This is a genomic window from Marinobacter sp. P4B1, from assembly GCF_001447135.1.
Classification (GTDB): Bacteria; Pseudomonadota; Gammaproteobacteria; order Pseudomonadales; family Oleiphilaceae; genus Marinobacter; species Marinobacter vinifirmus.
Genome location: NZ_LLXM01000011.1, coordinates 326562 through 352271 on the forward strand (window position 1 = coordinate 326562; position 25710 = coordinate 352271).

A 25710-nucleotide genomic window follows, 5' to 3' on the forward strand; every position below is an offset into this window, starting at 1 on the left:
GTTGTAAACTTTTCGGCAAGTTTACCAAGGCGGCAACAGGTGAGCCATTGAACGACTACCTCCAAAAAATCCTTAAGGGCCAGGCGATCAACTACGAGGCCTTTCTTAAAAAGCTGCCGGAGGCACTGCGGCAGAGGCATCGGGAGCTTTTTTCGACCGAGAAAACGGGGCCGAACCGCTGGCGAGTAACCGTGCTGGATGAGGCTGTTTTCGAAACGCTTCGGGAACAGGCTGCAACTCCGGTGAGCAGGGTGGATGCCGTCAGGAAAGGAGACTCCCACCGTCACGGGACCGAGGTGAGTTTCCTGCTGGTTTACCATCAGGCTCTGCCCGGCAATCGGCCGGATTCAGTGGTGATTACCGGGGATTCGGTGGGTATCGGCTTCAGGCCGGCGCCCCGGGTTCTGGTGGTGGAAAACGAGCGGAATTTTTACCATTACCGCCAGATGCTGGCCTTTGCCAGTGACTGCCTTGGCCAACCGTTGGAACTCAATAATTGCGATGTTGTGCTTGGTGGCGGTAACCGGATTACCCGCGCGTCAGATCTGAACTGGCTGAATGGGTACCATGAGGTACTCTGCGCCTTCGATTATGATGCCGGCGGTTTGCAGATGTTTTCATCGGTGCAGTCCGCACTGGGCGATAAGGCCCGTTACCTGCAGCCGTCTGACTGGCAGCCCTGGCTGGGCAGATTCCGCAAAGCCCCGGACGCCACCGAAAGGTTTACAAAGGCCATCATGCTGGCGGAAGATCTGGGGTTTGTGTCGTTGGCGCTGGCCTTCCGGGCCACTGGCAAATTCATGGAGCAGGAGATGATTCTGGATGAGTGATTCACAGGCGAGCGCGAGCACCTTTAACTTCGGCATTCGCCGCCTGGTGTTGGTGGATTCCGCCGGCTTCTGTTACGTGGAAATTCCGGTGGACAACCACGGCTTGATTCTGGGGCCGGGCAATCTGGGCAAGTCCAGCCTTTTGAACAGCTTGCGCCTGTTCCTGTTGCCGGAAAACAACTTCAAGAACAGCCGCAAGAAATTCGCCTTTCGCAACGCCAGCGCAGGCAGCTTTTACACCAACGAAGAAAGCTACCAGCATTATTTCCCCAGCCAGTTCAGTTTCCTGATCATGGAAGCGGAAAACCCGGCCGGCACCCATTGCCAGATTCTGTACCGGGACAACGCCAGTCAGCTCAGCTATGGCCGTGCCTTTGTACCGGTGAGTTACGACCAGCTACGGCCGCTGTTCTGGAACGGCGATGATGAGGACGGCATCGGCCAGGCGGTGCCGGAGCTCTCGTTCAGCCGGTTGTCGGAAGCCCTGAAAAAGCTCTCCAAAGACACCAAACTGGTCAGCGACCCGGCCAAACTCAAATCCATGCTCTACAGCAGTGAGCTCATGAACGCCGACGCGGTTCGCTATTCTGTATTGCCGCTGGGGGAATCCGACGAGCGTCGGGTGCAGTCCCTGCGCACCCTGATTCTGCTGCTGTTCGAAATGAAGGCCGACGACCAGGCCATGGCCAACGCGGTGGCCAGCATCATTGAGGCGGACAAAAAGTTTGCCGACGACGCCTTTGATTTCAACATCGACGATTTCCTGAACCGCCACGACCAGCTGAAACAACAGCAAAGCCAGCTCAATCGAATCGAGAAGGAGCGCCCCCGGTTTGAAAAGCTGAACCGGGACTATCAGGCCTATCAAGCGTTATTGCGCAGTCAGCACGATTTTGCCGCATTCCGGGATGGCGTGGCGAATGCGCTGCAAGACATAGGTGCCAAACGCCGGGTAGCGCTGGAGGCGTATAACGAACAGAACGAAACCCTGCGCCATGTGCTGCAAACCCTGAAAAAGCTGGAACAGGAAGAAAGCGGACTGAAAGGCGAGATCCGCTCCGCCGACCGGCGAATCAAGCAGGCGGAACAGAACCAGAAAGACGGCGAGCTGCTGGTTGCGCAATACGGCGAGATGACCCTGCAGGAAATTGCGGACATCCAGAAGGAAGAGCTCGAAGGCAAGCGGGGCCACCTGGCCGCCCTGAAAAGTGCTGCCCAGGCCGAGATTCGCCTGGAACAGATCCAGCGCAAGAAGCTGGAGCTGGAACGCCAGCTCGAGAGCCTGAAAGACCGGGAAAGCAAACAACAGTGGCAGTTGCAGAACCAGCTGGACGAAGCCACCGCCGCGCCGCTGCGGGCGGTCGACCCCCGCCTGATGATGGCCAGCCCCGGCCAGGACCTGGACGCTGACAGCAAGGCCACTATCGAAGCCTTCGCCCGATTGTTCGCGCCCAATGACCATGGCTTTGACTGGTTCGACACCGAATACCAGAGCCAACCGGCCCGGCATACCAATTTCGCCGAGCAGCGCCACCATGTTGAGGGCGAGCTGAACGGCCTTGAGAAAGAACGCTCAGAGCTGGCAGACACCGCTAACCAGGAACACGACCGGCCCAAGCTGATTGAACGCACGGAAAAAGAAATCCGGGCCATCGAAAAAGATCTTGAGACGCTTCAGCGTTATCCAGCCGCTGCCACCACCCTGCGGGACGCCACCGAAGAAAAACAGGCGGCCGAAGAGCAGCTGGCGAAGCTGGACGAACAGGCCCGTCTGGAGCAGGAAAAGCAGGATGCACTGCAGCAGAAAGCCGCCAGGGCCAGGGCTGAGAAAGACCGCATTGAAGAGCGGGAGCGGGAACTGGCTGCGCTGAGCAAAAGCGTGGGCACCGTAGAGCATCGTTTCCCGCACCTGAAAGCAGTGCAGGCAGAACAACCTTTAGACATCGAGCGGGTGTCTGCCGCCGCGTTTGATGACCTGCAAAGCCAACTGGACGACCTGGAAGAGCGCCGCCGTAACATCCTCGATCACCTGCGCCAGTTTGTGTACCTGGGTATTCACGAAGACAGCGACGGCGAACTGCAGAAAGACAGCCCGACATCCTCGGTTATTCGGGAAACCTTCAAGAGCCTGTCGGACTTGTTCGCCGGCATGGCCGAGCGCTGGAGTGTGCTTGAGCAGCAGGTGGGTATTCACAACGAAACCGTGGCCAGCTACCGTCAGGCCCTGAAGTCCAACCACGAACACATCGCCCGCTTCGAAGCCCAGCTCAACCGGGAGCTGGACGGCGTGCGCATCAACGATCTGGTGGAAATCCGGGTGGACATCCATACCGACCCGAAATTCCGCAACCTGGTGGAAGAAGCCAACAACATTGATCCGTATGGCAACCAGCTTCAGTCTGATGCCTTTTACGACCGCCTGCGGGTGTTTGTGGCGGACTTTTTCGGGGAGCAGGGCGGCAGCAAGCGCCTGACCATGGACAAGGTGATCACCGGTATTTCCTACCGCACCCGCAAGGAAAACGCCGCGAACCTGGATAAGAAGGGCCAGTCCACCTCCACCACGGCATTGATCAACCTGGAACTGGTGTACCGGCTGCTCAAACGGGTGTTGTACCCGGGCGTGCAGCTGTCCTTCCCCATGGTGCTGGATGAGCTGGCCAGTGTAGACATCAGCCAGATGCCGTCGTTGCTGGAACGGCTTCGCAAACAGGGCTTCAACTTGTTCTCCGCTGCTACCCACAGCGCCAGTGCCGAAGTGATCTACCTGATTGGCCGGCACCTGGAAGTGGGGCAGATGCGCACCGCGCGGCCTTACAGCAAGGAACGCACACTGGTGTTCTGGGGTGGCGCGGAAGGCTTTACCGGCGGCGAGCCCCTGAGCCACTGGGCGGACCAGACCCAGAACAGCCTGCTGGAGCCTGCGGATGAGTAAACGCTTCAGCACCCTGGACACCACGCGGCTGCTGTTCGAACACCCGAAGATCCTGTTCCGGATGATCGAGCGCATGGACCGAAACGAAGCCCGGTACATCCGCGAAAGCGACCTGGTGGCCGAGGTGATGGACTACACCCGTAATCTGGGCAAGGCGGACCGGGAACGGGTGCGCCTGGCCATGAACACCGACAACCTGTTCCGCAGTGGCCTGATCATCGACATTATCAAGGCAGAGGGCGAGCGACGGCTGGTGTTCCAGGATGCCCTGATCAACCTGATGCGGGCCTGCAACGCCTCGCTCTATCAGGAACTGACCGACGCTCGCCTGCGGGGCCACCTGGTGACCCTGCGGGACGTACGCAACCGCCTGGAAATCAGCAGCTTCAGCGAGGTTGATCCGGATTACACCGAACTGCGGGACGACCTGAACGAACGGGTCAGCCAGCTGATCGGCCTGCTGCGCCAGAACGTGCTGCGGATGCAGACCATCAGCGCCCAGCTGGCGGACCTGTCCGGCGACGCCAGCCGGGTGCCGGAGAAATACCTGGAGTTCCGACAGAACCTGTTCGAGCAGATCGTCACTCTGTATGAGCGCCACATCAAGCCCACGCTGGTGTTCCTGAACCCGGACACCCGCCTGCCAGATGGCAGCAACCTGTTCGAAACCCTGGAAGCCATGGTGCGCCTGCTGGAGAGCCATGACGACCACAGTCTGGCGGACCAGTTGTTCCGTTCGTCTATCAGCCTGAACGCCCTGTACAAGCCCATCCAGGCCGTAGCCCAGGAGGTGGAACACTTCCTGCGCAAAACCCGCCGGGGCATGGCCCAGTACAACGCCATGGAGCATTTCTACGGCAAGCTGCGCACATTGAAAGACGACACCGAAACCCTGAGCCTTCGTCGTAAATGGCTGGAGGGCGGCGACTTTGCCCGCAGCACGGGCTTTCTGGTGGGTTTGCGGGCGCAGCAGCGGCCGAAACACTACGCCTTCGGCCAATCCTCCAGCTATTACCAGCTGTTGTTCAGCGAACTGGACCTGCGCCTGAGCGACCTGCGCCGGAAAGCGGAAGTGCCGGTGCTGCAGGAAGTGGACGGCAGCGGCCGCCACAGTCGCATCGACGTTCAGCGCATCAACCAGCTTTACCAGTGGCTGGAAACGCTGGAATTACGACCCACGACCGACCTGGTACGGGAACTCCACGGCCGGCTGGACGGTTTTATTCCCGGCTATCGCTTTCCGGACCTGCTGGCGGCGTTGAACCGGCTGGTCAATTCACCGCCCGAAGGAATGCAGGTAACGACCACCAATCGTTTCCGAACCCTGGAGCAGGCGCCCGACAGCGAGCAGTTTGTTTACCGAAAACGCCGCCTCGAAACCACTCCGACCCACACCGAACAAGAGCCAGACCATGCCTGATTTTGTGGAAACCCGGGATGCAGAAAACAACCTGAACGAACCACAAGCCAGCAGCTTCGACCAGATCCTGCCGGCCCACAGTGCCGCCATCTACCGGGAATTCCAGGCTGGCCGCGTGATCGTGCGGGATGTCTGGGATGCCAACCGTTCCGAGCTGCGGGCCAATCCGCTCTACAACCTGCTATACAATCATCTTTCGCATTTCCGCACTTTCTACGAACACCTGGGCAGCGAACTGGTGTTCAACGAAACCGGCTCGTTCTTCTTCCTGAAAGAAAGCAGTGACGATGAAAGCGAAGAGCACGATGAGAATGCCTTCCGGGTGCAGGTGGTGCTGTTACTGATTGGCCGTTACTTTGCCCGTAGCGGGCGGGACCTGGATTACCTGGGGCGGCCGGAAGCCGGCCTGAACGAGCAGGACCTGGCCAACCTTGCGGCCGATGAGGAGTACCAGGACATTCTGCGGGCAGCTCGATTCGAGAAAGGCCTGAGTGAAGCGCTGGATTACCTGGAAAAGCGAAATCTGGTGTTCCGCTCCGGGGCTGGCCGGTATTTCCTGAGCTCAGCTGGAATGTACTTCCTTGACCAGCTGGTTCAGGAGTACGAGCAGGGCGGTCAGGCGTAGGCCAGGTTGTTCCGGCCACCGGCTTTTACCCGGTACATAGCGGCGTCGGCTTCCCTCATGAGATCTTCGGCGGTCATGCCGTTATCCGGATACAGGGCAATGCCGACGGAAGCGCCAATACCGATCGTGTGGCCCTGAATCTGGAATACCTCATTCAGGGTTGCAATCATTTTCTCTGCAATGTGCCGGGCACCGTCGTCGCCGTTCAGGGGCCCGGTAATCACCACAAATTCGTCTCCGCCGGTCCGGCCCACGATATCGCCACTACGCATGCAGTGTTTCAGGCGCTTGGCCACTACCCGTAGCAGTTCGTCACCCACCGGGTGGCCATGGGTGTCGTTGACCGGCTTGAACTTGTCCAGGTCCAGGAACATCAGGGCAAAGTGGCCATTGGAACGACGGGCCTGCTCTATGGCTTGTTGCAGGTAATTCTCCAGGGCCGCACGATTGGGCAGGCCGGTGAGTTGGTCATAGTGTGCCAGCCGGGCCATCTGTTTCTCGTTTTTCACCCGCTCGCTGATATCGCTGAAGGTCAGAATGTACTGGCTGATCTGGCCCTGATTGTTTCGCACCGCAGACACCGTCAGCAGGTTGGGGAACACCTCACCCTTGGGGTTCCTGAGCCAGACCTCTCCCTGCCAGGCACCCTCGGCGATCAGCTGGCGGTGCAAGCGTTCGCCGACGGGATCCCGGTCCTGGTTGCCTGCATCCAGAAACTCCATCATGTTGCGCCCGGACAGCTCCCTGGCTTTAGTCTGGGCCCTCTCCAGAAAGGCCGGGTTAGCCCGGACAATGGTGAAATCCGTCTTGCAGATGGCTATGGCTTCCTGGGTGTGTTCGAACACCTGGTGGGCCAATCGCAGTTCTTCGGTGGATCTGGCGATCTCGGATGTCTGGGACACCAGTGCATGCATCAGCGGTTGCAGGGAGCGCCACACCACCAGCCCGGCCACCAAGGAAAGCAACGCAATGATGGCGATGCTGATGATGATATCGTTTGTGACTTGAGCGTATACCTCAGAGACCTGGGAATTCATGTGAACTTCCCAGTTGTAATCGCCCAAGGGTCTCATGAACGCCAGTACCGAGGCACCGTCCGGGTCAGTCAGTTTGAAGGTGCGGGGCTGTTTGTCGCCCGTCAGGCGCTCGCTGGCGGTCAGGCACTCGCTGGCCGGGAAGATCTCAGGCATCTGAGTGGTGGGGTCCAGCTCTACCCGGCGGGTGCGCGCGTCATCGAGAATGCAGATGTTTGACCAGGTGTTGGTCAGCAACGCTCCCTGAAGCGGAGAGAGATCGAACAGGAGCAAGTCTGTGCCAACCCGCTGACCATCATGCTCAATGGTACCGGTGGCATGCAGCAGCGGTTTGCTGGTTTCGCCATTGGCAAGGCGATATTCCCGGAAGTCCAGGCCGCCTGGCAGGGTTATCCTGCCTGGTAATGACGCCGCCAGGGGGCCGACACGGACCAGTTCCTCACCCGATGCGTCGTAGCGTATCAGTGCCGCCAGGTTGTCGATGATGTTGGCGGCATCTTCCAGCCTGGGCCGGGAGAAGGTCCTTGCAACGCCAACGGCCAGGTTACCGTTTACATATTCGCTCATCACCCGGGCCAGTTCGGTTCGGCTGGCGGTCTGGCGGGCCAGGTCCTGATGTTGGTCCAGGATGGCCTGGATGTTCTGGGTTTTGGCGTCGGCAACATTGCCGGCCGAGCGGGAGGCCTGGGAATGCAGCTGGTTGATCAGCGGGGTGGCGACAATCGCAGCAATCACAATGCCGGTGAGCACCACTGCGATGATGGCCGTGGCGATTACACGGCGCTTTTGTTCAAGTATATCCATCGTTTGTGGTCACACCCTCCGGTCGCACAGCTCTATCTTAACTCCAGCCTTAGCCAAAGAGCCAATGGTTAGTGTGCTTCTGTCTCTCTAGTATCCGCGCCTTAATAAAAATTCCAAATCGCGAGTGGTTATGACAGACAACAACGCTAACAACAGCTATTTATCTGATCGAAAACCCCGGTCGCACTTTGCAACGCGTCGGGAATACCTGGAGCATGAACTGCAGGTGATGGCGCCGAGGCGGTGGCGGCCAAACCTGCCGTTCCGTGATTACCGCTTCGAGTGGGAAGACCTGGTGCCCGCCATGGCCGCGACCATCGGCAAAGTGGTGATGGTTGCCGCAATCGTGGCCGCCTTCGCCGGCCCGCTGGGGCTTTCGAAAGAATTCGTAACTGAAAACGTGCGCTTCGAAATGATCATCGCAGCGCTGTTGTTTGTCATCCTGATTTCCGGTTTTCTGAACCCCACCAGTAACCTGGCCGGTACCCACGGCCCGCTGATTCCCATGATTCCATTGATTGTCGCCTCTGGCGGACATCCCATGGCGCTGGGGATCATGATCGGTGTGCTGGGTTTCATTCTGGGTATTACCCGGGGTGGTAGCCTGTTGGCCCGGCTAACCAGTAACGGCGTGTGTGGCGGATTGCTGCTGTATCTCGGCTTTATCGGGGTAACCAGCCAGATCGGACGGTTGTTCACCTGGGCAGAAGGGTTCGATAAGGGCCACATCGCCTTTGTGGTGGTGCTGCTGACCATCGTGATGTACGCCTGGCTGGAGCATGTAAAAATGCGTTGGCTGGCGATCCCGCTGGGATCGTTGATAGCCGGTGTTGTGGCCTTTGCCCTGGGTGCGCCGTTCGAGTTTGTGACCGAACCGGGCATTCCCAATATGAACCCGGCCTATTGGTGGGGCGAAACCACCGGCTGGCAGCTGGGCCTTCCGGACGTCTACAGCTTTATGGCCGTGGCGCCGTTTGCGGTGCTGGCGGTAGCCATGTGGTCTCCGGATTTTCTGGGGCACCAGGTCTTCCAGAAACTGAATTATCCGCCAAAAACCGAGCGTGTGCTGATGGATATCGACGATACCATGGTCTCTGCCTCGGCCCGCCAGGTAGTCGGAACGGCGCTGGGTGGCGGTAACATTGCGTCATCCTGGGGTACTTACATTGTGCCCGCAGCCATTGCCAAGCGGCCCATTGCGGCGGGTGCGGTGCTTACCGGGTTGTTGTGTGCGGCTACCGCGGTGCTGGGTTACCCGATGGACCTGGCGGTATGGCCGCCGGTGCTGAGTGTGGCGCTGATGGTGGGCGTGTTCCTGCCGTTGCTGGAGGCAGGTATGCAAATGACCCGCAAGGGCAAGACCACCGAGTCTGCAGCCATCGTGATTTTCTCGTCTGCGCTGGTGAATCCTGTGTTTGGCTGGTCGCTGACCGTACTGCTGGATAACCTTGGGTTGATTGGCTGCAAGGAACGCGGCAAAGAGCTGGGCCATATCGGCCGCTGGATCATCCCGGGTATTGTCTTTGTTATCCTGTGCGTGGTCATGCTGGCCATCGGAATGTTCCCGGGCATCGAGCCTATGGTGGACGCTTTCCGTGTAGACTGAGGTTTTTCGCAGTAGCAGGAGTGGCGAATGCCGGAGCCCGTGCTGTTCAGAACCCATCGCCGCCGGAGCTGGCCCTGGCTGGCGGTGTTTGCGCTGATTGTGGCAGTCCTTGTAGCGCTTCGTTTACCGCCACAACCGGTAGAAGAACGCTTGGTGCGCCTGCATTCCCAGGAAGTGTTCGGGGCGGATTCTCAGCTCCTTGCAGAGCCGCTGCCGGTGCAGGCCACGCTGCTGGATTACCGGAGTGATCGCCTGCTGCTGTTAAAGGCGCAGGCGGCCTTGCAGGTGTACCCGGAGCATGCCCGGCAGTTGCTGGAACTTTTCGGTGAAGAGCCGGAGTTCCGGGAAGCCCTGAAAACCCACGGCGAATACCTGATTCCGCCCGTTATCCACTTCTACCGCAACCCGGTCAGCTCCATCGAGATGCTGAACCGGGTGGCGGGAACCCGACAAACCCTCACTCCCGAGCAGCGGGCCTGGTACGCAGTGAACTTTGCCAACAAGGAAGGGCAGGATTTCACCGGCCAGTTTGTGGTGGCGCCGGATGGCAGCATTGAATGGATCTGGACCGAGCGGATCACCGAAGGCGTTACCCAGTTTTTCACCAGCGGCATTCACACCCTGGAGTCCCGATACCGAACCGACCAGCCCATCCGTGCCAGTGATCTTGGCTGGGCAGCGGTGGATGCCGTAGTGATCGGCAGCGCGGTAAAATTCCTCAAAGCCGGTCGGGCAGCGGCCACTACCGCCCGGGCAACTACCGTAACCGCACGCTCAGCTGCCTATGGCTCCCGTTTGGCCAGGGCAGGGCAGATGGCATCAACCATGATCGGCTATGCCAAATGGCCAGCCGTGGCGGCGCTTGCTTACGTAGCGGTGCGCCACCCCGTATTACTGAACGACCTGTTTGCCGGGGCCGCAAAAGTCCTCGGTGTGCCACCGTGGATGATACAGGTGCCCGGCTGGTTCCTGATCCTGTTACCCTTGTTGCTGATACTGCGATGGGTGGCCCGGGTGTGCCTCTGGTTCATCCCCGCCCGCCGATAACTAACTGGGGTCAGACCCCCAATACATTTGCTGCGGCAAAGTGTACCGGGGGTCTGACCCCGTTACGGAGATTCTGAGATGAAAACATTGTTGCAGGTGGATTTTCCCTTTGATGGCCCGTTCGGGCAGGAAATGGCCGATGCCATGAAAGAGCTGGCGGAATCCATTGCCAAAGAACCCGGGTTTATCTGGAAGATCTGGACCGAGAATGCGGGAACCAGGGAGGCTGGCGGTATTTATCTGTTCGAAGATGATGCCAGCGCCAGGAAGTATCTGGACATGCACACGGCACGCCTTAAAGGTTTCGGAGTGCCGGTGGTGAATGCCAAGGTGTTTCAGGTGAACGATGCGTTGTCGGCGATTGATCACGGCCCGGTCTGACCGGGCCGGTTAAGCCTACCAGGCCAGCCAGATGGTGTGTCTTGCGCCTTTGCCCGGGCGCAGGGCACGCACCACTACCGCTTCTACCGAGAAACCGGCCCGGCGCAGCCTTTCTGTAAAGGCCTGCTCAGGGCCTGCGGACCAATAGGCCAGAATGCCGTCCGGGCTCAGGGATTTCTGGGCGGCGGCAATGCCTTCCGGCGAGTAAATCCAGTTATTTTCCTTGCGGGTGAGGCCTTCCGGGCCATTGTCCACATCCAGAAGAATGGCGTCCCAGTTGCCGTTACCCTCTTTGAGCAATTCCGCCACATCACCAATGTGTACCCTGGCTCGTGCATCGTTCAGCGGGTAACCTGCGGCCGCGCCCAAGGGCCCGCGATTCCATGCTTCAACCTCCGGAACCAGCTCTGCCACGGTGACCTGAGCCGTGTCGCCCAGTGAAGACAGAGCCGCCGCCAGGGTGAAGCCCATGCCTAGCCCACCAATCAGCACCCGGGGCTCGGGCAGGCGTGCGATACGTTCGCAGGCAAGGGTGGCCAGAGCGTCTTCCGAGCCGTGCAACCGGCTGTTCATCAGCTCACCGGGCGCACCGGCAATCTTGATGGAGAATTCGTCATTGCGTTGCAGCAAACGCAAACGGGTTCCGTTGCCGGGAATGGTTGCTGTGCCAATTTCATCAAAGCGGGCCATGAGGGGTTCCGGGTGGCGGGATCAGGCCGCATTCTAACCTGATGGCACCGTTGTTTTCAGCCAAAACCCCCTTGAAGAATAGCTGTTAGACTGCAGTTATTGTCAAATAGCCGTATTTTTAAAGCCCAGAGTACAGGAGAGCGCACTTATGACAGATCAACCGGTCATGCTGATAACCGGAGCTTCATCGGGCATTGGTGCCGAAACGGCACGAGCTGCTGCCCTGCAGGGGTATCGCCTGGTACTGGCGGCGCGCTCCGAGGACAAACTGAAGGGGTTGCAGCAAGAGCTCGACGGCAGGTCGCGTCACCATTCCGGGCTCCATGTACAGCGCCACCAAGTGGGCGGTCTCCGCCATTGGTTATGGTGTGCGTGAGGAGCTTCGTGGTTCCGGCATCCGCGTAACCCTGATTGAACCGGGTATGGTGGATACGCCGTTCTTTGGCGAACGCCCAGCCCACGCGCTGAAGCCCGAAGATATTGCCAATGCGGTGATGTATGCCGTGGCTCAGCCTGCTCATGTCGATGTGAACGAAATCCTGGTGCGGCCAACGCCGGCCGTGGAGTGAAGGTCAGGAACTGTTGGAGCTAAAGTTGGAATCAACACAAAGCGTGGCCCTGGTAACCGGCGGGGCAAAGGGTATTGGCCGGGGCATTGTGCTGCACCTGGCCTCCGCCGGTTGGAAGGTAGCCTTCTGTGATACCGACCGAATTGCAGGCGAGCAACTGGTGGCCAGTTCAGAGCACGACATCCTGTTTATCCAAGGCGATGTGGCCAGCGAACCGGATGTTCAGCGCATAATCTCGCAAACGGTGAACTGGGCAGGTGGCCTGAATGCAGTCATCAATAATGCCGGCATTGCTGACCCCCATACCGGGCCGGTAGAAGAGCTTAGCCTGGAACAGTGGCAGCGCCGTCTGGACGTGAACCTGACCGGGCCATTTCTGGTGACCAAACACGCGGTTCCGCATCTACGAGAAACTCAAGGTGCCATCGTTAATATGGCCTCCACCCGGGCGCTGCAGTCTGAGCCGGAGTCCGAGGCCTACGCGGCAACCAAGGGTGGGCTGGTTGCGCTGACCCACGCACTGGCGGTAAGCCTTGGCCCGGATATTCGTGCGAACTGCATCAGCCCCGGCTGGATTGATACCCGTGGCTGGCAGGGAACGACTGAAAAACCGGAGCCACTGTCAGCGTCAGATCATCAGCAACATCCCGCAGGCCGCGTGGGCACCCCGGGGGATATTGCCGCCATGGTGGCTTACCTGATCTCGCCGGAGGCGTCATTTATCACAGGGCAGAATTTTGTTGTGGATGGCGGCATGACCCGGAAGATGATCTACGAAGAGTAGTCGGTTGCGGCCAGATTGAACACCGGGCCGCAGCAGGCTTACTGTACGCGGAATTCTCACGCGATTCCCGTTCTAGACTTATTCTAAATATGAGTCTAGAATGGGAGTGTCAGGCGTGAAGCCAAATTAGCTGCAGGAGGTTCGCCATGGGTGCACTGGCAGAGAAGAAATCGCCCGCTGAAGCCCGCAAGATGGGAGTCAGCGGCCTTAAGGCGGCGTTCAATATTCTCGAGAAATGGGGATGCAGTGCCGACCAGATGCAGGCCATTCTCCGCCTGCCCAAAGCCACCTTCTATAAATACCGGAATGATCCGGACAGCGCCCGCCTGGATCGGGACCAGCTTACCCGGATCAGTTACCTGCTGAATATGCACCAAGCCCTGCGCATTGTGTTCGAGAACCCGGATAACGTGTATGGCTTCATGCGCAAGCGTAATCACAATCCGTATTTCCATGGCCGGGCTCCGCTGGAGGTGATCGAAAGCGGTGATTTCGCGGCCTTGTACGAAACCTTCCGGCGCATTGATTCGCTGCGGGGCGGCCTTTGGTAATGGTGCCGCAGTTACCCGCCATCACCCTGCCAAAAACCAAGGGCTTTCGCCTGATCAACACCCGGCTGCCACCCATCGACATTTTTAACGATGTAGCGGATGCGGACGAGTTTCAGGACTTGTTCGACCTGCAGGCACTGACCAACCCCAGGCTTCGGCAGGAAGTCGGCAGCCTGAATTACATCGACCTGAACGAAATCCCCTGGGGTATTCCTGGTTGCCACTATGCCGCAGCCCCCTTTACCCACGTTGCACCGGAGGGAAGCCGGTTCAGCAGCGGTGATTTCGGTATGCTGTACATCGCCGACACCATTGAGACCGCGCTTTCGGAAGTGCAGTACCATCAGGGCCGGTACCTGGCCAACATTGAAGGCCTGAAGTTCGATCGGTTGATGTTTCGGGGGCTGGCCTGCACCTTTGCGGGCGAAGAGATTCATGACGCAACGGTGTTACCGGAATCCAGCGACATTTATCACCCTGAGGATTATTCCGCCGCCCGCGCACTCGGTGCCCAGCTTCGTTCAGCCGGTTCCGAAGGGATCCAGTACTGGTCAGTAAGAAACCCGGGAGCCACCTGTTGGGGGCTGTTTACGCCCAGGCGGGTGCGGTCGATTGTTCAAACGGCGCATTATGAGTTTATTGTGCGGGACGGGCAGATTGTGGACCGGAAAAAGGTGGTTGGGATTTGATTGTGGCGCAGGGAAGGTGGTACCCCCGGCAGGACTCATAAAGTTATGTAAGTAATTGTTTTGTATATAGGTAATCGTTTTTGTGTTGATATATGCCCCCATTTGTACCCCCGAGATGGCTTGTGTGCGTTGGGGTAAGGCAATTCCTCAAGAAACTTGATAGTAAGCGTCAATGTGCAAAGAGCAACTAGATTGCGAGGTAATTCACGCTAGGCGATCTGTACCATTTACGCCAGAACTCAATTACAGCATCTTTTCATATGTCCGTAATCCCCTCCGTTGCGGCGCACCACGTTGATGTCATTGTTGTTCCACTTTTAAACATAAGCGAACATTCACGGCTGCTCTTTCGCACACGCTTCTTTCAACAAAAACACTTCGATATTTATCAAATCGTCTAACTGAGAAGCTGGCTTTTTGGTTTGGCTATGTACTGCAAGAAGGTCCGGGCTGTTCTTGGCGTTTGGAATGTCTTGTCAACAGCGCAAAGAAAAGCAGAACAATCAAATTGCCTCTTGCACATCTACCTACTAATAGGTAGATTAATTGGCGCATGTTTAATGACCAACAGAGGCAATCAATGAAAATCTACGATATCGAAGGCTTCCCGAACCCGCTCCGCGTTCGCATCGCTCTGGCAGAAAAAGGCGCAACAAACCAGGTGGAATTCGTCCCGGTCGATGTCATGGGCGGCGAGCACCGTTCCGAGGCGTTCAAGACGAAAAACCCGGATGCCACCGTGCCCATGCTGGAACTTGACGACGGCACCTGCATCGCCCAGTGCAATGCCATCACCGAATATATCGACGGCGTCTTTGATGGTCCGTCCCTTATGGGTACAACCCCAGCGGAGCGTGCCCGTATCGCAATGATGAATCTGCGGGCAGAAAACGGTCTGATGAACGCCGTGGGTGCCTATTTCCACCACGCGACCCCGGGGCTTGGTCCGGATCTGGAAACCTGGCAATGCGCTGAGTGGGGTAATAAACAGAAAGAAATTGCCAGCGCAACCATGGCCTACCTTGACAGCGTTCTGGCGGACAACGAGTTTCTCGCAGGCGACAGCTTCTCGGTCGCAGACATCACCGCCTTTGCCGGCCTGGGGTTTGCGGATTTCGCGAAGGTTGACATTCCCGAGTCTCTGACCAATCTCCAGGCCTGGCGCGCAAAAGTCGCAGCCCGTCCTTCAATTGCCGGGTAATCCGAAACCTTCGGATTTAATGCAAGCGCTGAAAACATGAAGGGCACAAAAGGGAGGAATATCATGGAGATTAATGCAGATTTCTCCAAACCGGTGGTTATGCATTCCGACCAGATTGAATGGCAGCCCTCGCCCATGAAAGGGGTGGAGCGGCGCATGCTGGACCGGATCGGGGACGAAGTTGCCCGCGCCACGACCATCGTGCGTTATGCGCCGGGCAGTCATTTCTCGGCGCATACCCATACCGGTGGAGAAGAATTCATCGTACTCGATGGCGTGTTCCAGGACGAGCACGGTGACTTCCCTGCTGGCACCTACGTGCGCAACCCCCCAACCACGTCACATATTCCGGGCTCTGAAACGGGCTGTACGATATTTGTGAAACTGTGGCAGTTCGACCTGGCCGACCGCACCCAGTTCAGCAAGAATATGGAGGCCGAGCTGGGCGCCCCAGTGGGCGGCGTTGCCACCGCAAAGCTGCATGAGGACGATCGTGAGATCGTGACCTACAGCCAGCTCGATGCGGGGGCGACACTGACCTCTGAGGCGCCCGGCGGAATCGAACTGCTGGTGGTCGAAGGTTCGGCTATCAGGGATGGCGAGGTGCTGGCCAGGCATGACTGGCTGCGCCTCCCTGAAGGACACAGGTTGTCCGTGACGGCCGGGGACGACGGCGCCAAGATCTGGATGAAAACGGGGCACCTGCGATTTGCCGGGGCACCGAGGGTATAAGCCCGGCAATAGCGGGATTGAAAAGGCAGACAGGTGAACAACCATGAACCGTGATACCAGAACAGCCCTGATGGATCTTGCCGAGCACACCGTCCGGTCACGGGGCTTTGACGGGTTCAGCTACGCGGATCTGGCCGAGGCCATCGGCATTCGAAAGGCCTCGATCCATTATCATTTCCCCACCAAGGCGAAGCTCTCCGAAGCCTTGATCGAGCGCTATCAGACCAGTCTGCAGCAGGGTCTGACCGAGATAGACGCAGCCCATGCCAGCGCTGGCGCGCGCCTCAAGGCACTCATTGCCCTGTACCGCGGGGCGTTGCATGATGGCCAGACCGTGTGTCTGTGCGTTGCCTTTTCGACCTGCCGCGAAAGCCTGTCCGACACCGTTATTGCCAGAGTCGGCGCCGTTCGCGCAATGGTTCTGCAGTGGATTACGGCAACGTTTGAACTGGGACAAAGGGATGGATCCGTCTCGGCCATCCTGGGTGCCGCCGATGAAGCGCAGGCGACCCTGGCGATGCTGGAAGGGGCCCACCTTGCCGCGCGCACCGAAGAAGACCTCGCCGTGTTTGATGCCGCAACGCGACTGCTGCGCGCCCGCTGCCAGTAACGACGGGACAGGAATCGCGCTTTGATGTACAGAATCGCTACGCAAATTGACTCATAACGAGCGAAAAGGAGCAAACAGATGATGAGCACCCTGAAAACAGCACTGGCAGCAGCCACGCTGTCACTCACTGTTGCAAGTACGCAGGTACTGGCAGAAACGCAAACCAGAACCATCGAGTATCAAGTCGGCGACGAGACCTTCACCGGCTACATGGCCTGGGATGATGAATTCGGGCAAAAGCGTCCGGGGGTTCTGGTGGTCCATGAATGGTGGGGGCACAATGAATTTGCCCGGAATCAGGCAGAACGACTTGCCTCGGCCGGCTATACGGCGTTTGCGCTGGATATGTATGGCTCTGGCAAACAAGCCGACCATCCCGATACCGCCCAGAAGTTCATGCAGGAAGCCACTCGGGACATGAGTCAGGTCAAGGCGCGCTTCATGAAGGCGATGGACATCCTGAAGAACCACGAAAGTGTTGATGCGTCCCGAATTGCGGCACAGGGTTATTGTTTTGGCGGCGCCGTGGTTCTCAACATGGCGCGCATGGGCGTCGATCTGGACGGCGTTGTCAGCTTCCACGGCGCGCTCGGCAGCCCCCTCACGGCTGAACCCGAGTCCGTGAAAGCCAGGATCCAGGTGTACACCGGCGGTGCCGACAAGCTGGTCCCCTCGGATCAGGTCGCGGGCCTGGTCAAGGAGATGCAGGATGCCGAAGTCGACCTGACACTGGTGAGCTTTCCCGGAGTACTGCACTCATTCACCAACCCAGGCGCCGACAAGATCGCCGAGGAGTTCGGCATGCCGGTTGGTTATGATGAAGAGGCTGCCAGCCGTTCCTGGGATGGCACCATGCGTTTCTACAAGGCCATCTTCACCCAGTAACACAAGCGAGTGCAAACAAACCGAAACCGGCAGTATTTACAGTGAATTCTGGAACACCAACCGAAAAGCATGATGAGGTGCAACATGGCAACTGAGAGTTTACCACTGTTCGATGGAGACAATCGTCCAGGCTACAAGTCGCTGGGCAACTCGGGGCTGTTCGTATCCGAACTGTGCCTGGGCACCATGACCTTCGGCGGCGATGAGGACATCTGGGGCCTGATCGGCCAGTTGCAGCAGGAACAGGCCGACGAACTCGTGAAGATCGCCCTGGAGGCGGGGGTCAACTTTATCGATACCGCCAACATCTATGGTTTCGGCGCCAGTGAGCGCATCGTCGGCCAGTCCCTGAAGAATCTCGGCGTTCGCCGCGAAGATGTGGTGCTGGCGACCAAGGTGCTCGGCCCCATGGGCGCAAGCCCCAATGCCCGTGGTGCTTCCCGCGGCCATATAATGAGCGAATGCAAGGCGAGCCTGGCGCGCCTGCAAACGGATTATATTGACCTGTACCAGATCCACGGTTTTGACCCGGCCACGCCGATCGAGGAAACTCTGGAGGCACTGAACACCCTGGTGCAGCAAGGCCATGTGCGTTACGTGGGCCTGTCCAACTGGGCCGCCTGGCAAGTGATGAAAGCCATCGGCATCACCCGGGCCCGCAACCTGTGCCCGATCATATCCATGCAAGCCTACTACACCCTCGTAGGTCGCGATCTGGAGCGGGATATTATTCCGATGCTGAAATCTGAGAACGTTGGTCTGATGGTGTGGAGCCCACTGGCCGGGGGTTACCTGTCCGGTAAATACGAGGGGCCGGACGTTTCCGAAGAAAACCGGCGCGCCAAGTTTGACTTTCCACCCGTCAACCGCGAGCGGGGCAGCGAAGTCATCAAGGTTATGCGGGAGATTGCCGATGGCAAACAGATCGACGGCGAACCGGTCAATGTGGCACAGATTGCCCTGTCATGGCTGCTACACCAGAAGCCTGTGACCAGCATCATCGTTGGCGCCAAGCGGCCCGAGCAGCTCAGGGACAATATCCGCGCGGCCCAAATCCGCTTGTCCGACGATGAACTGGTAGCCCTGGATGAAGTCAGCCGCCTGCCCGAGGAGTACCCGGGCTGGATGATGGCAATGATGGCCGGGTACCGAAACTCTACCGAGTCCTGATTCCAAAACCGACCCAACCCAACCCAACCTTCACATCGTGCTGCGCCCCGACGGCGCAGCCGCTATGCTGGAAAAACCGTTAATGCTGTCAAAACGTAGACGTCCGTGCCTACTGGCCACTTCGACGACTCTCCTGGCTGCTTCAACACCTGACTTTACCGGTTCTGGTGTTGTCGGCAAAACAGGTCGTGTGTAAGGGTTATTTCAGAACTCAATCACCTTCCTGGAAGACTTAAGTGAGTTGTAATTGCTAACAAAATTGGCGCTCATTCAAACCTACCTCAATCTTTTATCTGTAAGCGAAACCAAAGGGCATAAAGCGCCGGGACAAACAATAGCGTGATCAGAGTGCCCACTGCTACGCCACCTATAAGCACATAAGCCAGCGGCCCCCAGAACAGGTCAAAGGTCAGAGGAACAAACGCCAGAACGGCCGCCAGAGCGGTGAGCACCACGGGGCGGGAACGTTGCACTGCCGCCTCGACAACGGCTTCTCTCGCAGCCATCCCCGCTTTGAAGTTGTCCTGCACCTGCTGCGTCAGAATCATGGTGTTTCGCATCAGGATGCCGCCCAGGCCAATCAGCCCCAGCAGCGCGGTAAAGCCAAAGGGTTGATTAAACAGCAGCAGAGCCAGCACAGCCCCAATCAGCCCCAGTGGCGCGGTGGCAAGAACAGTCAATGTGCCGATAAAGGAACGCATCTGAAGCATGATAAAGATCAGCATCAACGCCAACATCACCGGTTGTAATGTCTGGATTGAAGCATTGGCTTTGGCTGATTGTTCCACCGTACCGCCGATTTCAATACGGTAACCCTCCGTCAACTGTTCGCGCAGGCCCGTCATCGCACTCCATATCTCCTTGGTAACATCCGGTGGCTGGGCACCTTCTACATCGGCCTGAACGGCCAGGAAGGGGTCACGGTTGTAACGCTTTATGACGGGGTCCTCGTAACGAACCTGCCACTTGCCCAGTTGCTGTACGGAAAGTTTGCGGTCGTCGCGGGTTTTGATTTCAAGATCTTCCGGCATGATCACTTCGCCACGGGCATTACGCGCCACCAGTTGAACACTCCTTATGCCCTGACGTAGTTCGGTGACGGCCACTCCGCGGAGTTGGAACTGCAGTTGCCGGGCAACTTCCGCCGGGGTCAGGCCCATCCAACCCAGGTTTTGCGGGTCCATATCAAGATAGAGAGTGGGCACGCGCTCATCCCATTCGAGATGCGGCATGACGATATTCGGATGCCCGGTCATGAGAGTGCGGATCTGGTGCGCGATCTCTCTGAGTTGATCGGATTCCGGACCCAGCACACGAAAACTGACCGGCCAGACCACCGGGGGACCGTACAGCAAACGCGTCACCCGCACTCGTGCCTCCGGAAATTCACCCGCCGCGATTCTGGTTTCCAGCGCCGAGATGATGCGATCGCGCCCTTCAACGTCCTGCCCAATGGCAATCAACTTGGCAAATGCCGGGTCCGGCTGCTCGGGGTTGGCCGATACGAAGAATCGGGGCGCACCGGCACCGATGTAAGCAGAAAGGCTTTTCACCTCCGGCATGTCCATCAGAATCGCTTCCAGGCGTCTGACACTTTGATCCGTGGTGGCAATAGCGCTCCCCTGCGGAGCATAGACACTGATCAGAACTTCGGGGCGATCAGAACTGGGAAAAAATTGCTTCTGCACCTGGGTTGCCATACCGAAAGCACTGATCGCCAGCAAACCCACTGTTATCAAAACAACGGTTTTCCGGTACTGTACACACGCTGTGATCACCCCGCGCAACCGCTGATAAAACGCGCTTTGGTATAGGTCCTGGCCCGTATGCCCGGTGTAATCGGGCAAGAGCTTGACGCCCAGATAAGGCGTAAAGGTTACCGCCACCACCCAGGAAATCAACAACGAAAAAGCCAGCACCCAGAAGATGTTGCCGGTGTATTCTCCCACCCCGGACTGGGCAAATCCGATGGGAACAAATCCGGCCACCGTCACCAGCGTTCCAAACAGCATGGGCGCGGCGGTTACGCTCCAGGCATGACTGGCTGCCCGTACCCGGTCCCAGCCGCTCTCCATCTTCACAATCATCATTTCAATGGCGATGATCGCATCGTCCACTAACAGGCCTAGTGCGATAATCAACGCACCCAGGGTGATGCGATCAAGGTTAATGCCTGCCATTTTCATCAATAAGAAAGTCAGGCCGAGAGTCACGGGAATCGCAATACCCACCACCAAACCCGCGCGCAGACCGATCGCCAGTATGCTGACCCCCATCACCACGACCAACGCAACCAGAAACTTGACCTGAAAAAGATCAACCGCCTGAGTGATGGCTTCCGCCTGATCGGTCAGGGTCTGTATTGACATTCCCAGCGGCAGCCTGCCCTGTTCGGCACTGACAAACTCGCGCAGCCGCTCACCAAACTCCAGGCCATTTTCACCCGCGCGCATGACGACACCTAACAGGATCGCATCCTCACCGTTGGAGCGGACGATGTAGCTCAAAGGATCTTCATAACCTAAACGCACCTCGGCCAGATCAGACACGGTGATAAGCTGGTCTCCGATACGCAGAGGTACTGAGGTGAGGCGCTCAAGGTCAGACAGGTCGATGTTGCTGCGGACATAAACCCGCGGGCCGGCAAGATCAACAAAGCCAAGAGGCTGAAGACGGTTGTTGGCCTCTATCGCCTGCAACACCTCTTCTGCCGACAAACCGAGGTTGTTGAGCCGGTCCTGATCAAATTCGAGATACACCCGCTCAGGACGCTCCGCCAGGAGCTGTGCTTTTTGCAAGCCGGGCAGCCGTTGCAAGCGATCCCGTATCGATTCTGCCTCTCGGGTCAGTTCACGCATTGGCATCCCGGGTGCCGTCAGCGCCAGCAGGGAGAAATACACATCCGCGAAATCATCGTTGACGATGGGGCCGATCACACCCCGGGGCAGATTGGGCTTCTCATCGAGCATGCGTTTGCGGACTTGATAAAAGAGGTCCGGCACTTTTTCGCTGGGCGTCGAATCCTGGAATCGGATAAGCATGGCGGCCTGCCCGGGCCGAATGGTTGTTTCAATGGTATCGGTATACGCCACCTCCTGAATTTGCTTTTCCAGACGATCCACGACCTGATTCTGCAGCACCTCGGGGGTTGCTCCTGGCCAGGCTACCGAGACCACCATCGCCCGGACGGTGAACGCAGGGTCTTCCGCCCGACCCAGGGACGAGAACGCGTAGAAACCGGTAACAACGGACAGCAAAAGAAAAAAGAGGGTGACCGAACGCTCGCGCACTGCCAGCGCGGAAAGATTCGGTAAGCTCATTGAGCCAGCTCCCGCACCGCCATGCCAGGCGTGAGTAGGTGTGTCCCCAGCGCGACGATGGGCGTTCCCGCCTTGATGTCGACCTTGATCTTCGCATACTCCTCACCCAGATCGATAACATCGACCGCCAGGGGCGTTACCGTGCCGTCGGAAACCAACCAGATCTGCGGCGTTTGCCCTCTCTCATCCAGGGCACCCAGCGGTACGCGATGGCTGGGGGCGGTTTGCTTCTGCGCTAACCGCACACTCACCACCGACCCCAGGGTTAAAGACGAGGGGTAGGGCCCCTCCAGGCTGTATCGGGCACGCCAGCTCCGGCTTGCGCGGTCGGCAGCCCCGGCAATTTCTCTCAGGCTTACAGCTAGCTGTTCGCCATTGGGCAAAGGAACATAACCACGCCTGGCCGGGTTACTGCCCTCTGGTAAAAAAACTTCCACTTCCAGCGATTGATCTTCGGCCAGAACGGCAAGGGTTTGTCCGACACCCACAACCTGACCGGGTTCAACGTTGACCTCAGTGACCACGCCTGCATGGGCGGCTTTCAGTTCCGCATACCCCAGGGCATTCTGAGCCTGCTGATTGCGTGCAGAAGCCGTTTGCACCTGGCTGCGCGCCTCACGCTCTGCCAATTCAAGGCGTTGCAGGGTTTGTTCGCTGACAAACTGACGCCCCACAAGTTGCTGTTGGCGCTGGAGCTCATTGGTGGTAATTGCCAGGGCCGCTTCTGCACGCTTCAGATCCGCGGCGGCTCCCTCCGCCGTTGCTACAAGGTCTCGTGTATCGAGTTTGAACAGTAAGTCGCCTTTTTCCACGCGTTGACCGGCATCAATGTAACGATGTTGAATCCGACCGGCGATCTGAAAGGCCTGAGGAACTTCGTGGCGGCCTCGCAGGGTTCCTGAAAATCTGTGCGCTGTTGGGCCGGCGTCCTTTAGTTCAACTGTTTTTACCCAGGGGATAGGGGCGCGGGCCTCTGGGGGCGGTTCCGAAGACTGCTGACAACCAGACAGAATGAGCAGCGAGATAAACAGTGTCAGCATACAGCGCATGGCAGGTGTCCCGATTGGCAAAATCAAGGTGTGGGTATCAGTTCTCGCGGTGTCTGGACAAAGCAAGTTGCAGGATGGCATCGCGAACGGCTTCCTTCTGTTCCATGGGCAGAAAATGAGTCGTACCCTCAAGAACCCTCACGTCAGCCGAGGGCAACAAGGTCTGCAGACGTTTTTGCGCCGCCGGCGAGAAGGTTGACCCGCGTTCCGCCGCCAGCGCGATAACCGGGCACCGCAACTGACGAATACCGGGCCAGGGGTTGTGTTCGGTATGGGCAAAGGTGGTGCTCTCCCACTCCGGCGCACACGCCAGGCGAACTTGATCGTCCTGCGGCAGAAAAGCGTGTTGGATGTAGGCCTCCAGCCATGCATCGGGCCAGGTCTTGAAGCCACCGCGGCCCCGATAGTTGTCCAGCGCAGCAGCGTGCGAGTCGAATACCCGGCGCCGACGGGCGGCTCCGGCGGCCAGTGACAACCGATGTGACTGGCGTAGCAGCTTGGCCAGCCACAACTTCAGGCCCTGCCCCGGATCCATGATCACCGGTTCCGCCAGAATCAGGCCCAGCACTTTGTCTGGCCGTCGGGCAGCGGCCATGATGCTGGTGGTGGCACCGATAGAATGGCCGGCGAGCCAGACCGGCTCGTCCAGGCTACCCAGCAGAGCGGTCATGTCGCGATAGTAGGTTTCCCAGCCCCGGAATGTCGAAAAGTTCGCCGCACCGGCGCTGGCCCCGTGCCCCCGCATGTCCCAGGCCAGGACATTGACGTCCGTGGCAAGCCCATCAAGGAGGGGGCGGTACAGGCGGCCATGGAAACCCGTTGCATGCGCCCAGTGCACCGTGGGGCGCGCTTTGGATTGCGGCCAGCGCCACAGTGCGATCTCCGCGCCATCCGGCGCCTGGAATTGGTCGCGTTCAGGGTTGTTGTGCTTATTGTTCATGAAGATCTGCTTCTTTGGCCGCCACTGTCGGGAGCAACAACTGAACCTGACCGCTGGCGATCGGTTTGCGCTTATCGCCCTGCCAGCAGGTCACCCGGACCAGGCTGCTCCGCCTGCCTTGTCGAACAATTTCGGCGCTGGCGAACGTCGATCGGGCCTGCGCGGAACGGAGGTAGTTAATGTGGCTGTCGAGAATGCGTGGGCAACGTTTGTCGGTATCCTGGCTTTGCGCAGCGACCCGCGCGGTGAGTTCGATCAGGGCGCCAAGCACGCCGCCATGGAGGGCGGGTAGCATAAAGTTGCCAATGAGCGCTTCACGACACGGCATATGAACCACTAGACCTACATCGTCGCGTTGAACCTCAAGCCCAAGGTGCCGTGCGTAGGGAATGCGCTCCAGCAGAGCCTGCCAGTCGGAACATTCTTTCCCGCTTTCGGTAGGGCCTGAGATGGGTTGTGCCGAATCGCCAGTCGTGCTCATGCGCCCTCCTTTTTTCGTCCACCGGCCTGGAATCGCTGGCCCTGGGTGTTGCGCATGAAGGTGGCGTTTGCCGTCGCTAACAGTGCACTATCGCTCTCGCTGAGGATGTCGCAATGGATGAACGCGACCTCGTCCGTTAAATGACGACAGGTGGCCACCGCCAAGAGGGCACGGTCGCCGATGGCGGGCCGCAGATAATCCATGCGCAGATCCAGCGTGGCAATGGGCATCAACTCCAGGGCCCCCGCGAATACCGCCAAGCCTCCGGCGGAGTCGGCCAGCGAGTAGAGCACGCTGGTGCAGATTTCTTTTGTATCCTCTTCGGCGAACATCCACGGCTGTGGGGTCAGGCGCATGCAGACCTGGTTTCCGTTCACAGAGACAACCTGCATACCCAGATCCCTGCCGTGGGGAACCTGTTCGGTGAACTGCCACGCCGTCGTCACAGCGTCACTGTGCTGAGCTCTGTTCGACTCCGTCATCAGATCTGCCCACCCCGGTTTGCATTTCGCACAGGGGCGGAAGTGGCGGGAAACAGCTGATTGTCATATGTCATTGCCATGTCAGTTTCTTCCGAATAACATTGTTGCTGGATTTTGGTTGGTTAACCAACCAAAAGTCAAGAATCTGTTGAGGCAAATGGCACGCCACCCGTGCAATGGCGTACGATCAGTGTAACAAGTCAGGTGGTGGCCGCTCTGATGAATAACGAACTGGCTTGCTGAGGAGATACTTAAGCGATGGTTAACAGACAGATGGCTCCTCCAAGCAAACTGGGCGACCAGGGCGACGTTTTGTCTAACGCAGCCAGGCTTTTTCGTGAGAAAGGCTTTGAAAGGACGTCGCTCAAGGAGATTGCCGAGGCCTGCAATATGCTGCCCGGAAGTCTGTATTATCGTTACAACAGCAAGGAAGCGCTGCTTGTCGAGCTGATGCGCCGGGGGGTGGACCTGGTTACCGCAGAGGTCGAGTCGGCTTACGCCAGTTCGGATGACCCGGTTGAGCGTTTACGTCTTTGTATCAACGCGCATCTGCGAGCCCTGTTGGTCGATTCGGACGCGGTTTACGTGCTGCTGTTTGAATGGCGGGCGCTGGGCCCGGAGGCTCGCGAGGAAATCATCGAACTGCGTGACCAGTACGAGTCCCTGTGGGCCGGTATCCTCGAAACAATGATTGCGCAGGGCGTGGTCCGCAAGAATATTGATGGCCGCCTGCTTCGCCTGATCGGCCTTGGGGCGCTCAACTGGGTTGCAACCTGGTTCGACCCGAACGGGGCTCATTCACTCGACACCATTGGCGACTTGATCTGGCAGATCGCTATGGACGGTGTGATCAATAAAGGGGGGCAGGCATAGGT

General features: G+C 58.4%; 23 protein-coding genes and 1 pseudogene. 17 read left to right on the plus strand and 7 right to left on the minus strand.

Going from position 1 to position 25710, the window contains the following annotated elements; genetic code table 11:
* Window positions 1–47 precede the first annotated feature (47 nt).
* Genes AQ621_RS09200 through AQ621_RS09215 form a run of 4 tightly spaced genes read left to right on the plus strand, consistent with a single transcriptional unit; the run spans window position 48 to window position 5810 of the window.
* Complete coding sequence (locus tag AQ621_RS09200) at window positions 48–830, plus strand: hypothetical protein (protein ID WP_058341214.1); 783 nt, start codon at window positions 48–50, stop codon at window positions 828–830.
* Entirely contained in the window at window positions 823–3765 is a 2943-nt protein-coding gene (locus AQ621_RS09205; RefSeq protein WP_058341215.1) for a coiled-coil domain-containing protein, read from the plus strand. The genes AQ621_RS09200 and AQ621_RS09205 overlap by 8 nt, the downstream gene beginning before the upstream one ends.
* Complete coding sequence (locus tag AQ621_RS09210) at window positions 3758–5185, plus strand: hypothetical protein (RefSeq protein WP_058341216.1); 1428 nt, start codon at window positions 3758–3760, stop codon at window positions 5183–5185. Before AQ621_RS09205 ends, AQ621_RS09210 begins: the two co-directional genes overlap by 8 nt.
* Window positions 5178–5810: a condensin complex protein MksE gene (locus AQ621_RS09215; RefSeq protein ID WP_058341217.1), complete on the plus strand. Its 633-nt coding sequence runs from the start codon at window positions 5178–5180 to the stop codon at window positions 5808–5810. The genes AQ621_RS09210 and AQ621_RS09215 overlap by 8 nt, the downstream gene beginning before the upstream one ends.
* Here AQ621_RS09215 and AQ621_RS09220 read toward each other — a convergent pair.
* Complete coding sequence (locus AQ621_RS09220) at window positions 5801–7648, minus strand: sensor domain-containing diguanylate cyclase (RefSeq protein ID WP_058341218.1); 1848 nt, start codon at window positions 7646–7648, stop codon at window positions 5801–5803. The genes AQ621_RS09215 and AQ621_RS09220 overlap by 10 nt on opposite strands.
* A gap of 130 nt (window positions 7649–7778) precedes the next feature.
* Here AQ621_RS09220 and AQ621_RS09225 point away from each other — a divergent pair, with 130 nt between their 5' ends.
* The 3 genes from AQ621_RS09225 to AQ621_RS09235 all read left to right on the plus strand — a co-directional run bounded on the left by AQ621_RS09225 (window position 7779) and on the right by AQ621_RS09235 (window position 10682).
* Window positions 7779–9254: a DUF3360 family protein gene (locus tag AQ621_RS09225; RefSeq protein ID WP_082640993.1), complete on the plus strand. Its 1476-nt coding sequence runs from the start codon at window positions 7779–7781 to the stop codon at window positions 9252–9254.
* Window positions 9255–9281: 27 nt separating this feature from the next.
* The gene (locus tag AQ621_RS09230; protein WP_058341220.1) at window positions 9282–10301 is read left to right on the plus strand and encodes a hypothetical protein; all 1020 of its coding nucleotides are present in this window, start codon (window positions 9282–9284) and stop codon (window positions 10299–10301) included.
* Between the two features lie 78 nt (window positions 10302–10379).
* A complete protein-coding gene (locus AQ621_RS09235) occupies window positions 10380–10682 on the plus strand; it encodes a monooxygenase (protein WP_058341221.1) in 303 nt (100 codons plus the stop codon).
* A 15-nt stretch (window positions 10683–10697) separates the two neighbouring features.
* On the opposite strand, the gene AQ621_RS09240 is transcribed toward AQ621_RS09235, so the two are convergent.
* Window positions 10698–11372, minus strand: coding sequence for a spermidine synthase (locus AQ621_RS09240; protein WP_058341222.1), 675 nt, complete (start codon window positions 11370–11372; stop codon window positions 10698–10700).
* A gap of 148 nt (window positions 11373–11520) precedes the next feature.
* Between AQ621_RS09240 and AQ621_RS09245 the strand changes: the two are divergent.
* The 9 genes and pseudogenes from AQ621_RS09245 (at window position 11521) to AQ621_RS09285 (ending at window position 18563) form a co-directional block, all read left to right on the plus strand.
* A pseudogene (locus tag AQ621_RS09245) lies at window positions 11521–11941 on the plus strand (SDR family oxidoreductase).
* Window positions 11942–11966: 25 nt separating this feature from the next.
* Complete coding sequence (locus tag AQ621_RS09250) at window positions 11967–12725, plus strand: SDR family oxidoreductase (RefSeq protein ID WP_058341223.1); 759 nt, start codon at window positions 11967–11969, stop codon at window positions 12723–12725.
* A gap of 146 nt (window positions 12726–12871) precedes the next feature.
* The gene (locus AQ621_RS09255; protein ID WP_058341224.1) at window positions 12872–13276 is read left to right on the plus strand and encodes an antitoxin Xre-like helix-turn-helix domain-containing protein; all 405 of its coding nucleotides are present in this window, start codon (window positions 12872–12874) and stop codon (window positions 13274–13276) included.
* Window positions 13276–13965, plus strand: coding sequence for an RES family NAD+ phosphorylase (locus AQ621_RS09260; protein ID WP_058341225.1), 690 nt, complete (start codon window positions 13276–13278; stop codon window positions 13963–13965). The genes AQ621_RS09255 and AQ621_RS09260 overlap by 1 nt, the downstream gene beginning before the upstream one ends.
* A gap of 580 nt (window positions 13966–14545) precedes the next feature.
* Entirely contained in the window at window positions 14546–15166 is a 621-nt protein-coding gene (locus AQ621_RS09265; RefSeq protein ID WP_041654905.1) for a glutathione S-transferase family protein, read from the plus strand.
* A gap of 63 nt (window positions 15167–15229) precedes the next feature.
* Complete coding sequence (locus AQ621_RS09270; RefSeq protein ID WP_008170339.1) at window positions 15230–15898, plus strand: cupin domain-containing protein; 669 nt, start codon at window positions 15230–15232, stop codon at window positions 15896–15898.
* Window positions 15899–15941: 43 nt separating this feature from the next.
* Window positions 15942–16508 (plus strand): TetR/AcrR family transcriptional regulator, encoded by a 567-nt coding sequence (locus AQ621_RS09275; protein ID WP_014422282.1) that lies wholly within the window; start codon window positions 15942–15944, stop codon window positions 16506–16508.
* A gap of 78 nt (window positions 16509–16586) precedes the next feature.
* Entirely contained in the window at window positions 16587–17393 is an 807-nt protein-coding gene (locus AQ621_RS09280) for a dienelactone hydrolase family protein (protein ID WP_008170335.1), read from the plus strand.
* A gap of 84 nt (window positions 17394–17477) precedes the next feature.
* A complete protein-coding gene (locus tag AQ621_RS09285) occupies window positions 17478–18563 on the plus strand; it encodes an aldo/keto reductase (RefSeq protein WP_041654908.1) in 1086 nt (361 codons plus the stop codon).
* 281 nt (window positions 18564–18844) lie between these two features.
* Here AQ621_RS09285 and AQ621_RS09290 read toward each other — a convergent pair whose 3' ends face one another.
* From AQ621_RS09290 to AQ621_RS09310, 5 genes are read right to left on the minus strand one after another with little or no spacing between them, the layout of a single operon-like run.
* Window positions 18845–21883: an efflux RND transporter permease subunit gene (locus tag AQ621_RS09290; RefSeq protein ID WP_014422284.1), complete on the minus strand. Its 3039-nt coding sequence runs from the start codon at window positions 21881–21883 to the stop codon at window positions 18845–18847.
* Window positions 21880–23013, minus strand: a complete 1134-nt coding sequence (locus AQ621_RS09295) for an efflux RND transporter periplasmic adaptor subunit (protein WP_319822993.1) — start codon at window positions 23011–23013, stop codon at window positions 21880–21882. The genes AQ621_RS09290 and AQ621_RS09295 overlap by 4 nt, the downstream gene beginning before the upstream one ends.
* Window positions 22970–23872: an alpha/beta fold hydrolase gene (locus AQ621_RS09300; RefSeq protein ID WP_014422286.1), complete on the minus strand. Its 903-nt coding sequence runs from the start codon at window positions 23870–23872 to the stop codon at window positions 22970–22972. The genes AQ621_RS09295 and AQ621_RS09300 overlap by 44 nt, the downstream gene beginning before the upstream one ends.
* Window positions 23862–24353, minus strand: coding sequence for a PaaI family thioesterase (locus tag AQ621_RS09305; protein WP_014422287.1), 492 nt, complete (start codon window positions 24351–24353; stop codon window positions 23862–23864). The genes AQ621_RS09300 and AQ621_RS09305 overlap by 11 nt, the downstream gene beginning before the upstream one ends.
* Window positions 24350–24835, minus strand: coding sequence for a PaaI family thioesterase (locus AQ621_RS09310; protein ID WP_014422288.1), 486 nt, complete (start codon window positions 24833–24835; stop codon window positions 24350–24352). The genes AQ621_RS09305 and AQ621_RS09310 overlap by 4 nt, the downstream gene beginning before the upstream one ends.
* Before the next feature lie 258 nt (window positions 24836–25093).
* Between AQ621_RS09310 and AQ621_RS09315 the strand changes: the two genes are divergently transcribed.
* Window positions 25094–25708, plus strand: a complete 615-nt coding sequence (locus AQ621_RS09315; RefSeq protein ID WP_014422289.1) for a TetR/AcrR family transcriptional regulator — start codon at window positions 25094–25096, stop codon at window positions 25706–25708.
* Window positions 25709–25710 lie beyond the last annotated feature (2 nt).